Source organism: Variovorax boronicumulans (genome assembly GCF_029892485.1).
In the GTDB taxonomy this organism is placed as follows: domain Bacteria; phylum Pseudomonadota; class Gammaproteobacteria; order Burkholderiales; family Burkholderiaceae_C; genus Variovorax; species Variovorax boronicumulans_B.
The window spans coordinates 16,192-27,812 of record NZ_JARXVG010000014.1 but is presented as its reverse complement, the minus strand read 5'-3'; the positions used below and the strand labels follow the sequence as shown (position 1 = coordinate 27,812).

The window sequence follows — 11,621 nt, the reverse complement described above, 5'->3', positions numbered from 1 at the left end:
TATGCTTGTAGGACGACGGACCCCGAGACATTCCGCCGCTCCATGACATCCCCACCCACGCCCGAAGCCACCGCCACGCCGGCCCCGCCCTCCATGGGCATCCTGCGCGAACGCTACGGCGAGCGCTATCGCTGGTATCTGCTGCTGTCGGTGATGGTGGGGACGATGGCCTCGATCATGTCGTCGACCATCGTCAACGTCGCGATCCCGGGCATGAGCCATCACTTCTCGCTCGGGCAGGAGCGCGCGCAGTGGGTGAGTTCGGGCTTCATGGTGGCGATGACGGTCTCGATGCTCACCACGCCGTGGCTGCTGTCGCGCTACGGCTACCGCCGCACCTATGTGGGCACGATGGTGCTGCTGCTCGTGGGCGGCGTCGCGGGCGGGCTGGCCAACAACTTCTCGCTGGTGCTGTTCGCGCGCGTGGCCGAAGGGCTCGCGGCCGGCGTGGTGCAGCCCATTCCGGCCATCATCATCCTGCGCGCCTTCGAGCCCCACGAGCAGGGGCGCGCGAGCGGCATCTTCGGCATGGGCGTGGTGCTGGCGCCCGCCATCGGGCCGAGCATCGGCGGGGTGCTGGTCGACCTGTTCGGCTGGCGCTCGATCTTCTTCATGGTGGTGCCCTTCTGCCTGGCCTCGATCTGGCTGGCCTACAAGTTCGTGCCCAGGACGGCACCGGGCGGCGTGGCCGCAGTGCGCGGCGGCGGGCTCGATGCGCGAGGCCTTGCGCTCGGCACCGTCGGCACGCTGTGCCTGCTGAATGGACTGGTCGAGCTGCGCGGCGATTCGCCGCTGCAGGCCGCGCTGCTGCTGGCCGGTGCGCTGGTGTCTTTCGTCGCCTTCGTGTGGTGGCAGCGACGGCTCGCGGCCTCGGGCGGCACGCCGTTGATGAACCTCGCGCTTTTCCAGTACCGGCAGTTCGCGATGGGCAGCGTGGTCGCCTTCATCTACGGCACGGCGCTGTTCGGCTCGACCTACCTGCTGCCGGTGTACATGCAGGTGGGGCTGAGCCTGTCGGCGTCGCATGTGGGCACCATTCTTCTGCCGGCCGGCATCGTGCTGGCCGTGACCATCGCGGGCGTGGGCCGGCTGGCCGACCGGCATCCGACCTGGGTGCTGGTGACCGTCGGCCTTGCGCTGCTGGCGGCCTCGTTCGCGCTGATGATGGTGCTCAGGCTCGACAGCGCGCTGTGGCTGCTGGTGGCATTCGCGATCGTCGGGCGCATCGGGCTGGGGTTCATCCTGCCCTCGCTCAACCTGGGCTCGATGCGGCCACTGGCCAAGCCGCTGATTCCGCAGGGCGCGAGCGCCATCAACTTCGTGCGCATGCTGGGCGGTGCGGCCGGCGTGAGCCTGTGCGCCATCGTGCTCGAGTGGCGGCTTGCCGCGCATGGCGATTCGCTGGCCAATCCGGTGAGCAGCCCGGCGCGGCTGGCCGCCTTCGACGAGGTGTTCGCGATGCTGGCCGGGCTGTGCGCGCTGGCCATCATTGCGGCATGGCAACTGCGCGAAGGGCCAACACGCAACACGGGGTAAACCCCGGCGGACCGGCGGGGCGGTTTCGCTTTCAATTGTTATCAGTTGTATCTGATAACGAAACGGTTCCATGCATCGCAGAAATTTCATTGCCGCCTCGGCTGCGGCAGCGGCCGGACTCGGCCAGTTTTCCCTTTCGGCCCAGGCGGCCGACAACGGCGTCACCGACGGTGAGATCGTCCTCGGCCACACCGGCATCCTGAGCGGACCGCTCGGCGTGCCGGTCAAGGTGGTGATGGCCGGAGCCGGGTTGGCCTTCGATGCGGTCAACGCGCAGGGCGGGCTGTCGGGCCGCAAAATCCGGGTGGTTTCGCTCGACGACGAGCTCAAGCCCGAGAAGGCCGCGGCCAACTACGAGAAACTGCTCGCGGAGCATCGCGTCTTCGCCTTCTTCGGTTGCGTGGGCTCGGGCACCACCGCCGCGGGCGCCAAGATCGTCAACCAGAGCGGCGCGCCGACGGTGGGCGGCTATGCGGTGTCCGATTCGGCCCGCGAGAAGATGGGCGCCGCCGGCTATTTCGTGCGCGCCACCTTCGCACGCGAGGCCCAGGCGCTGGTGCAGCACCTGACGACCATCGGCGTTTCGCGGATCGCGGTGGCCTATCTGGACAACCCCGGCGGCGCGGAAGTCGCCAAGCTGGTCGAGGTTGCGCTGGACACGCTCAAGCTGAAGCCCGAAGCCGCGGTGGCCGTCAAGGGCGACGGCACGACCAACGAGGCGGCCGGCAAGGCGCTCGCCGAGAGCAAGGCGCAGGCCGTGATCATGTACCTGGGTGGCGGCATCGGCGGCGAGGTGATGAAGGCGGCCTGGGCCGCGGGCGGGCGCCAGATGTACTACGGCATGTCGATCGTGCCGGGCGACGTCACCGCCAAGCTCGTGGGCGACAAGACCAGCGGACTGGCGATCTCGCAGATCGTGCCGTATCCGTGGAGCGAGGTCGACGCCACCGCGCGCGAATTCCGCCAGCTGGCCGAGCGCGCCAAGGTTGACCTGGGCTACCTGAGCTACGAGGGTTATGTGAACGCGCTCGTGATGATCGAGGGCCTGCGCCGCACCGGCCGCGACCTGACGCGCGCCAGGCTGCACGCTGCGATGAAGGCGATGAAGCTGCGCATCGGCGGCATGGAGATCGACTTCACCGGCGCGAGCAACACGGGCTCGCGCTTCATCGAGATGGTGCGCGTGACCAAGGAAGGCAAGTTCATCCGCTAGCTGCAGCCTCGCGGTCGGGTAAATGACACCGCGGACGAGGCCGGCGGGAATCGCGGTCTAATCGCCTGCATGTGTCAATTGCTAGGGATGAACTGCAACACGCCGACCGACGTGACCTTCAGCTTCACGGGGTTCGCGCAGCGTGGCGGCCGCACCGACCACCACGCCGACGGCTGGGGCATCGCGTTCTTCGAAGACCGCGGGCTGCGCCATTTCGTCGATCACCAGCCGGCCTGCGAATCGCCGGTGGCGGAACTGATCCGGCGCTACCCCATACAGAGCCGCAACGTCATCGCGCACATCCGCAAGGCGACGCAGGGCGAGGTCAATCTGCAGAACTGCCATCCTTTCGTGCGCGAACTGTGGGGGCGCTACTGGGTGTTCGCGCACAACGGCGACCTGAAGGACTTTCGTCCGCGCCTGCATGGCAACTTCCATCCCGTGGGCAACACCGACAGCGAACACGCCTTCTGCTGGCTGATGCAGGAACTGGCGAAGTCGCACGCGGGCGTGCCCAGCATCGAGGAGCTGACGCTCACGCTGCGCGAACTGGCGCCGCAACTCGCGAGCCACGGCACCTTCAACTTCATGCTGTCCAACGGGCAGGCGCTGTGGGCGCATGCATCGACGAACCTCTGGTACGTGGAGCGGCGGCATCCGTTCGTGACCGCTCAGCTGTCCGATGAAGACCTGGAAATCGATTTCGCCCAGCACACCACGCCGACCGACCGCGTGGCCGTGGTGGTGACCACGCCGCTCACGACCAACGAGACGTGGACGCAATTTGCGCCGGGCGAATTGCATGTGTTCGTGGACGGGCAGCGGTCAGTCACCTGAGGTTTGACGAAACCTTTTGGTTGACACTTTTTTGCAACAATGCAAAAAAGTATCGATGGATCGGGTGTGCGAGAGAATAATAACCGTTCTCATTTGCACCCTATCAGACCGTTCCATGCCCGCTCGTTTCTTCCATCTGCGTCCGACCGCGGTCGCCTCGCTGCTTGCCCTCAACGCCCTGACGGCGATGGCCCAGACCTCCGGCGCCGAACCGGCATCCAGCGGCACCCTGGCCACCGTCAACGTCGAAGCCAGTGCCGACGCGTCGGCCGAAGGCCTGACCAAGCCCTACGCCGGCGGCCAAGTGGCGCGCGGTGGGCGGGTGGGCATCCTGGGCAACCAGGACATGATGAGCACGCCGTTTTCGAGCACCAACTACACCAACGAACTGATCCAGGACCAGCAGGCCAAGAGCGTCGCCGATGTGCTGCTCAACGATCCCTCGGTCCGCCAGGCGCGCGGCTTCGGCAACTTCCAGGAGCTCTACGTGGTGCGCGGCTTCCCCGTGTACTCGGACGACGTGGCCTACAACGGCCTCTACGGCATGCTGCCGCGCCAGTACATCGCCTCCGAATTCTTCGAGCGCGTGGAAGTGTTCCGCGGCGCCAACAGCTTCCTGAACGGTGCCGCGCCCGGTGGCAGCGGCATCGGCGGCGCGATCAACCTGCTGCCCAAGCGCGCGCCCAACGAGCCGCTCACCCGCGTCGGCTTCGGCGTGCAGAGCGGCGGCCAGGGCTTCGTGAACCTCGACCTGGCACGCCGCTTCGGTCCCGACGACAGCCTGGGCGTTCGCGTGAACGCCGTGCGCCGCGAGGGCGGCACGGGCGTGTTCAAGGAAAGCCAGCAACTGAGCGCCTTCGGCGTGGGCCTCGATTGGCACAGCCGCAACGTGCGCCTGTCGGCCGACTTCGGCTACCAGGACTATGACCTGAAGGACGGGCGCCCGAGCCTCACGCCCTCGTCGACGCTGCCGATCCCGCGCGCGCCCGACGCCAGGAGCAACTTCGCCCAGCCCTGGACCTACTCGAAGGAAAAGGACAAGTTCGCCACATTCCGCGGCGAGGTCGACATCACCGACAACATCACGGCCTGGGCCGCCGGCGGCGTGCGCCGCAGCGACGAAGACAACGTGCTGTCGAACCCGACGCTGGTCAATTCGTTCGGCAACACCAGCAACACGCGCTTCAGCAACACGCGCAGGGACCGCATCGGCACCGCCGAGATCGGCGTGCGCGGCAACTTCGTCACCGGCCCGGTGAAGCACACCGTGGTGGCCTCGGCCGCCACGTACAGCAACGACCGCGACAACGCCTACACGATCTCGCGCGGCGCCGTTCTCAACAACATCTACGCGCCCTTCTTCTCGCCCTATCCGGTCGCCAACAGCTTCACCGGCAACACGCTGGAAGACCCGCGCCTGACCGACAAGATCGACACCTCGAGCATCGCCATTGCCGACACCATGTCCTTCATGGACGACCGCCTGCTGGTCACGCTAGGCGCACGCCGCCAGACCATCGAGCAGACCAGCTTCGCCTACACCACGCTCAAGCAGTCGAGCACCTACGACAAGAGCAAGACCACGCCCGTGGCCGGCGTCGTGTTCAAGATCACGCCGACCGTGTCGGCCTATGCCAACTACATCGAAGCCCTCGTCAAGGGCAACGTGGCGCCCGGCACGGTAAACAACCGCCCGGTCACCAACGCAGGCGAGGTATTCGCTCCTTACCAGGCCAAGCAGAAGGAAATCGGCATCAAGTACGACGGCGGCACGCTGGGCGCGAGCGCCGCGTTCTTCACCACCGACCAGCCGGTCTACCAGTACTCGGGCCAGAGCTACGGCCTCTACGGCAAGCAGCGCAACCAGGGCCTGGAGTTCTCGGTGTTCGGCCAGCCGGCCAAGGGCCTGCGCCTGCTCAGCGGCCTGACGCTGCTGGACGCCAAGCAGAAGAACACGCAAGGCGGCGCCACCGACGGCCTGGCCGCCATCGGCGTGGCCAAGCAGCAGGCCAACCTCGGTGCCGAGTGGGATGTGCCGGGCGTGCGCAACCTGTCGCTGAATGCGCGCCTGCTGTACACCTCCAAGCAGTACGCCAACGCTGCCAACACGCAGCAGATCCCGGGCTGGACGCGCTTCGACATCGGCGCGCGCTACCTCGTGGACCTGGGCAACGGCCGCGCGCTCACGCTGCGCGCGCGCATCGACAACCTGTTCAACAAGTCGTACTGGGCCTCGGTGGGTGGCACGCAGGGTTCCAACTACCTGACGCTGGGCGCACCGCGCACCTTCGCAGTGAGCGGCACCATCGACTTCTGATGCGCGCCTTCGCGACCGCCATCCACCGCTGGGCGGGCCTGGCGGTCGCCCTCTTCCTCATCGTCTCGGGCCTGACCGGTGCCGTCATCTCGTGGGACCACGAGATCGACGGCTGGCTCAACCGCAAGCTCTACGACACGCCAAGCCGCGGCCCCTTCAAGGACCCGTTCGATCTGGCCGCAGCGGTCGAGGCGCACGACCCGCGCGCACGGGTCGCGTACATGCCGCTGGGCTTCGAGGAAGGCCACGCGGCCGGCTACTTCGTGCAGCCGCGCACCGACCCGGCCACGGGCAAGCCCTTCAAGCTAGGCTACAACCAGGTGTTCGTCGATCCGGTCACGGCCGAAGTGCGCGGCCGCCGCGACTCGTCGGCCGTCTCGCTCAAGCCCGAGACGCTGATGCCGTTCCTGCGCAAGCTGCACTACATGCTGCACGTGCCGGCGATGTGGGGCACCGACCGCATCGGCTGGTGGATCATGGGGACGGTGGCGCTGGTGTGGCTGCTCGACAGCTTCGTTGCGCTCTACCTCACGATGCCCCGTCGCCTGCGCCGGGCCGTGCATCCGGCGCACCGGCCGGCAACCGCCTGGTGGCAGCGCTGGAAGCCGGCGTGGACCGTGCGCTGGGCGGCCGGCGGCTACAAGCTCAACTTCGATCTGCACCGCGCGGGCGGGCTGTGGATCTGGGGGCTGATCATCGTCGTGGCCTTCACCTCGTTCTCGCTGAACCTCTACAAGGAGGTGTTCCACCCGATGCTCTCTCTGGTCTCCAGGACCACGCCGGGGCCCTCGGCGCTGGTGCCGCTCGCACCGCTGGGCACGCGCATCGAGCCCACCATCGGCTTCCGGGAGATCGTGGCCGAGGCCGAGGCCGAAGCCCGGCGCCGCGGCTGGACGACCCCGCTGGGCGGCGCGTTCTACAACGCGCGCGGCGGCTTCTACAACATCTCTTTCTTCGACCACGCCACGCACGACGACAGCGACGGCATGGGCCTGTCGAACCTCTATCTGGACGGGCGCGACGGCCACATCATCGGCAGCAACCGGCCGTGGCACGGCACGGCAGCCGACGTGTTCGCGCAGCTGCAATTGCCGCTGCACGGCGGGCGCATCCTGGGCATGCCGGGCCGCATCATGATGTCGGCGCTGGGGCTGGTGGTGGCGATGCTGTCGATCACCGGCATCGTCATCTGGGCGCGCAAGCTGCGCTCACGGCGGCTGCAGGCCCGGCGCGAGCGCGAAAGCCGCGCGTCGGCGCCTGTGCTCAGGCAGGACGCAGCGTTTTCTCCAGCGCGTCGATGAACATGGCCGGCACGTCGAAGCCGGTCTGCTCCGTGATTTCCTGAAAGCAGGTCGGGCTGGTCACGTTGATCTCGGTGACCGAATCGCCGATCACGTCGAGCCCGATCAAGAGCAGCCCGCGCGGCGCGAGCACCTTGCCGATCGCCTCGGCGATCTCGCGGTTGCGCGCGGTCAGCGGCTGGGCCACGCCCTTGCCGCCCGCCGCCAGGTTGCCACGCACCTCGGTGCCCTGCGGAATACGCGCCAGCACGAACGGCGCCGGCTCGCCCGCGATGATCAGGATGCGCTTGTCGCCCTGCACCACCTCGGGCACGAAGCGCTGCACCATGATCGTCTCGGCGCCGTCCTTGTTGAGCGTCTCGACGATGGAGCCCAGGTTCAGCGCGTCCTGTTTCACCCGGAAGATGCCCATGCCGCCCATGCCGTCGAGCGGCTTGAGGATGATGTCGCCGTGCTCCGCATGGAAGTCGCGCACCGCCTGCGCACTGCGCGTGACCAGCGTGGGCGTGACGAACTGCGGAAACTCCATGATCGCGAGCTTTTCGGGGTGGTCGCGCAGCGCGCGCGGCGAGTTGACCACCTGCGCGCCCTCGCGCTCGGCCTGCTGCAGGAGGTGCGTCGAATAGATGTATTCGGCGTCGAAAGGCGGGTCCTTGCGCATCAGCACCGCGTCGAAGTCCTTCAGCGCCTTCGACTCGGTGATGTCGACGGTGTACCAGTCCTTCGGATCGCCAGTCAGCGTGATCTGCTGCACCGTCGCCGTGACCAGCCCCCCCGACTTCCACTGGATGTCCTGCGGCAGGCAGGCCGCGATGCGGTGGCCGCGGCGCTGGGCCTCGCGCATCATCGAGAAGGTGGTGTCCTTGTAGATCTTGAAGTGATCGAGCGGGTCGGCGACGAAGAGGATGTTTTTCACGAGACGTTCTTTCCGGCGCCGGGTGCGGCGGCCGCGTTGGTTTCTGGCGCGATGTTGCCGCAAGCGCCGATGCCCTTGCCGATGGAGGCCTTTGCCATTTTCTCCATAAGGCACAGGAATTGCGGCGGTTCGGGGTTCGCTTTTTCGCCATGCATCGCCTTGGCCCCCACGATGGAGACCCCATGAACACACCCGTCCTGCCAGATCCCGCCGCAGTGGTCGACGAATTCCTCCGGCTGGTGATGATCCCCGACCCGCAATCGGCCTCGCGTTTCACCGCGCCCGACATCCGCATCCGCTTCACCGGCAACCGCGAGATGCACGCCCCCGGCGACACCTCGGCCTTCAACGCCAAGCGCTACGCCTGGGTCAAGAAGAAGATCGAGCGCACCGAAACGGTGGCCGGCGGCACGCCCGAGGCCACCGTGGTCTACAGCCTGGGCACGCTCTACGGCGCCTGGCCCGACGGCACGGCCTTCGAAGGCAACCGGTACGTGGACCGCTACGTGGTGAGCCACGGGCTCATCGTGCAGATGGACGTGTGGAACGACAGCGCCGAGTGGCTGCTGGTGCGCGCCGGGCTCGCGGTGCTGTGAGGCGAACCGCATGACCACGCGCTGGCCCGATCTGCTGCCCACGCACGACCGCTTCGACTACCGGCCGATCACGCGCCGCCCCGACTACGTGTGGCCGAACGGCGCGCGGCTGGCCGTGTACCTCGGCTTCAACATCGAGCACTTCGCCTTCGGCGACGGCCTGGGCGCCTGCATCGGCCCGGCCTCGCCGCAGCCCGATGTGCTGAACCACGGCTGGCGCGAGTACGGCAACCGCGTGGGCGCGTGGCGCTGCCTCGAGCTGTTCGATGCGCTCGCGCTGCCCACCGGCGCGCTCATCAACACCGCGCTGTACGACCACTGCCCGGAACTGGTCCAGGCCTTCGTGGCGCGTGGCGACGAGCTGATCGGCCACGGTCACAGCAACGCGGAGCGCCAGGGCGCGCTCGCCGAAGAACACGAGTGTGCCCTGCTGCTGCGCTGCCGCGAACGCATGCTGCGCGAGAGCGGGCAGGCGCCCGCGGGCTGGCTGTCGCCGTGGATCTCGGAGAGCGCCGTCACGCCCGACCTGCTCGGCGAGACCGGCTACGGCTACACGCTCAACTGGTGCCACGACGACCAGCCGGTGCGCATGCGCACGCGCGGCGGCGGCTCGATCTGGTCGGTACCCTATCCGCAGGAGCTCAACGACATCCCGATGATCGTGGGCCGGCTGATGGACGCGAAGGATTTCAGCGCGATGGTGGTCGACAACTTCGACGAGATGCTGATGCAGTCACGCGCGCAGCCGCTGGTGATGGGGCTGGCGCTGCATCCGTACATCGTGGGCCAGCCGTACCGGCTGCGCCGCCTGCGCACGGCGCTCGCGCATCTGGCGCGTGCGCGGGATCGCGGGGAGATCTGGTTCACGACGCCGGGGGCGATCGCAGCGCACATGACGCAGCTTGCGGCAGAGCGGCCGGAAGACTTCGGCTGAAGAGGCACCCGCCCCTTCTTCCGCTTCAGATCTCGATCTTCGACCCCAGCTCCACCACCGCATTGTTCGGCAGCCCCAGGAACGCGGCCGCGCCGCTCGCGTTGTGGTGCATCTGCGCGAACAGCTTCTCGCGCCACGGTGCCATGCCGCTGCCCAGCGTCGGGATCACGACGTCGCGCGAGAGGAAGTAGCTCGTCGCCATCGGCTCGAGCTGGCATCCGCGCAGGCGCGCATGCTCGAGCGCGCGCGGCAGGTCGATGTCGTTCTTGAAGCCGTAGTGCACGATGACCTGCCAGCAGTGGTGGCCCAGCGCCTCGATCTCGATGCGCTTGTCCATCGGAATCCAGGGCACCTCGTGGTTGCGCACGGTGACGAACATGTTCTGCTCGTGCAGCACCTTGTTGTGCTTCAGGTTGTGCAGCAGCGCGTTGGGCACGACGCCCGGCTCCGCGGTAAGGAACACCGCCGTGCCATCCACGCGCGCCGGCGGGCTCACGAACACGGAATCGAGAAACGATTTCAGGTCGATCGCATCCGCATGCTGCGCCTCGCCCATCAGGCGCCGGCCTTCCTTCCACGTGATCATCAGCGTGAACACGAAGCCGCCGATCAGCAGCGGGAACCAGCCGCCTTCGAACAGCTTGAGCAGGTTCGACGCGAAGAACAGGAAGTCGACCACGAAGAAGACCGCGGTCGATGCGATGCACAGTGCCAGCGGCAGCTTCCACGCATAGCGGATCACGAAGAAGGTCAGGATCGTGGTGATCAGCATGTCGGTTGTCACCGCGATGCCGTAGGCCGCGGCCAGGCTGCTCGAGGTGCGGAACATCACCACCGCCAGCACGATGGCCACGAACAGGCCCCAGTTGACCAGCGGGATGTAGATCTGCCCGGCCGTGCGCACGCTGGTGTGCTCGATGTTCAGGCGCGGCAGGTAGCCCAGCTGGATGACTTGGCGCGTCACGCTGAACGCACCGGTGATGAGCGCCTGCGATGCGATCACCGTCGACAGCGTGGCCAGCATGACCAGCGGAATCAGCGCCCACTCGGGCGCCATCATGAAGAACGGGTTCTTCACCGCCTCGGGGTTCTCCAGCAGCAGCGCGCCCTGGCCGAGGTAGTTGAGCGTCAGCGCCGGCATGACGACCGAGAACCATGCGATGCGGATCGGCTTCTTGCCGAAGTGACCCAGGTCGGCGTACAGCGCCTCGGCGCCGGTCACGCACAGCACCATCGCACCCAGCAGGATGAAGCTGGTGCCCGGGTTGTCCCAGATGAACTTCAGCGCATACCAGGGGTTCAGCGCCTTGACGATTTCGGGGTGGTGCAGGATCTGCCACACGCCGAGCACCGCGATGGCAGCGAACCACGCGAGCGTGACGGGCCCGAAGAACTTGCCGATGCCCGCGGTGCCGCGCTTTTGCACGGCGAAGAGGCAGAACAGCACGACCAGGGTGATCGGGATCACGTAATGCGCGAAGTGCGGCGACACCACCTCCAGGCCCTCGACCGCCGACAGCACCGAGATCGCCGGGGTGATGACCCCGTCGCCGTAGAAGAGCGACGTGCCGAAGATGCCGACCACCAGCAGCAGATGGCGCAGCCTGGGCTTGTCGGCCACCGCCCGGGAGGCCAGTGCGAGCATCGCGACCAGGCCGCCCTCGCCTTCGTTGTCGGCGCGCAGCACCAGCACCACGTACTTGATCGAGACGATGACCGTGAGCGTCCAGAAGAACATCGACAGGATGCCGTAGACGTTCTCGACGGTGAACGGCACGTGGCCGTGGCCGAACACTTCCTTGACCGCATACAGCACGCTGGTGCCGATGTCGCCATAGACAACGCCGATGGCGCCGACGATCAGGCCGGCAGAGATTGATTTGGGGGCTGACACGAAGTCGATGGGAAAAGGGCTGGCCGTTGTGGATCGACGCGTCAGACACGCGGGGGCGTCGTGGCGGCGGAACATTC

The 11,621-nt window shown here is 67.2% G+C and carries 9 protein-coding genes; 7 read left to right on the top strand and 2 right to left on the bottom strand.

The features are described from left to right. Nucleotides 1-42: 42 nt before the first annotated feature. The 5 genes from M2282_RS26235 to M2282_RS26215 all read left to right on the top strand — a co-directional run bounded on the left by M2282_RS26235 (nt 43) and on the right by M2282_RS26215 (nt 7,204). On the top strand, nt 43-1,536 hold the full coding sequence (locus M2282_RS26235) for a DHA2 family efflux MFS transporter permease subunit (protein ID WP_280811714.1): 1,494 nt from the start codon (nt 43-45) through the stop codon (nt 1,534-1,536). A gap of 70 nt (nt 1,537-1,606) precedes the next feature. Beyond that, nucleotides 1,607-2,749 (top strand): ABC transporter substrate-binding protein, encoded by a 1,143-nt coding sequence (locus tag M2282_RS26230; protein ID WP_280811713.1) that lies wholly within the window; start codon nt 1,607-1,609, stop codon nt 2,747-2,749. A gap of 69 nt (nt 2,750-2,818) precedes the next feature. Then, complete coding sequence (locus tag M2282_RS26225; RefSeq protein ID WP_280811712.1) at nt 2,819-3,586, top strand: class II glutamine amidotransferase; 768 nt, start codon at nt 2,819-2,821, stop codon at nt 3,584-3,586. 115 nt (nt 3,587-3,701) lie between these two features. Next, nucleotides 3,702-5,903: a TonB-dependent receptor gene (locus tag M2282_RS26220; RefSeq protein WP_280811711.1), complete on the top strand. Its 2,202-nt coding sequence runs from the start codon at nt 3,702-3,704 to the stop codon at nt 5,901-5,903. Beyond that, entirely contained in the window at nt 5,903-7,204 is a 1,302-nt protein-coding gene (locus M2282_RS26215) for a PepSY-associated TM helix domain-containing protein (protein WP_280811710.1), read from the top strand. The genes M2282_RS26220 and M2282_RS26215 overlap by 1 nt, the downstream gene beginning before the upstream one ends. Here M2282_RS26215 and gshB read toward each other — a convergent pair. After that, nucleotides 7,167-8,120, bottom strand: coding sequence for a glutathione synthase (gene gshB / locus M2282_RS26210; protein ID WP_280811709.1), 954 nt, complete (start codon nt 8,118-8,120; stop codon nt 7,167-7,169). The genes M2282_RS26215 and gshB overlap by 38 nt on opposite strands. A gap of 182 nt (nt 8,121-8,302) precedes the next feature. Between gshB and M2282_RS26205 the strand changes: the two genes are divergently transcribed. After that, nucleotides 8,303-8,716: a nuclear transport factor 2 family protein gene (locus M2282_RS26205; RefSeq protein ID WP_280811708.1), complete on the top strand. Its 414-nt coding sequence runs from the start codon at nt 8,303-8,305 to the stop codon at nt 8,714-8,716. 10 nt (nt 8,717-8,726) lie between these two features. Continuing rightward, a complete protein-coding gene (locus M2282_RS26200) occupies nt 8,727-9,650 on the top strand; it encodes a polysaccharide deacetylase family protein (RefSeq protein WP_280811707.1) in 924 nt (307 codons plus the stop codon). 25 nt (nt 9,651-9,675) lie between these two features. Here the strand turns inward: M2282_RS26200 and M2282_RS26195 are convergent, their stop codons facing one another. Beyond that, a complete protein-coding gene (locus tag M2282_RS26195) occupies nt 9,676-11,544 on the bottom strand; it encodes a potassium transporter Kup (protein ID WP_280811706.1) in 1,869 nt (622 codons plus the stop codon). Nucleotides 11,545-11,621 lie beyond the last annotated feature (77 nt).

What these genes read in the sequence shown, in the direction of transcription:
- M2282_RS26220 (WP_280811711.1), top strand. Translation starts at nt 3,702, where the DNA reads ATGCCCGCTCGTTTCTTCCATCTGCGTCCGACCGCGGTCGCCTCGCTG.
- M2282_RS26225 (WP_280811712.1), top strand. Translation starts at nt 2,819, where the DNA reads ATGTGTCAATTGCTAGGGATGAACTGCAACACGCCGACCGACGTGACC.
- M2282_RS26205 (WP_280811708.1), top strand. Translation starts at nt 8,303, where the DNA reads ATGAACACACCCGTCCTGCCAGATCCCGCCGCAGTGGTCGACGAATTC.
- M2282_RS26200 (WP_280811707.1), top strand. Translation starts at nt 8,727, where the DNA reads ATGACCACGCGCTGGCCCGATCTGCTGCCCACGCACGACCGCTTCGAC.
- M2282_RS26230 (WP_280811713.1), top strand. Translation starts at nt 1,607, where the DNA reads ATGCATCGCAGAAATTTCATTGCCGCCTCGGCTGCGGCAGCGGCCGGA.
- M2282_RS26235 (WP_280811714.1), top strand. Translation starts at nt 43, where the DNA reads ATGACATCCCCACCCACGCCCGAAGCCACCGCCACGCCGGCCCCGCCC.
- M2282_RS26215 (WP_280811710.1), top strand. Translation starts at nt 5,903, where the DNA reads ATGCGCGCCTTCGCGACCGCCATCCACCGCTGGGCGGGCCTGGCGGTC.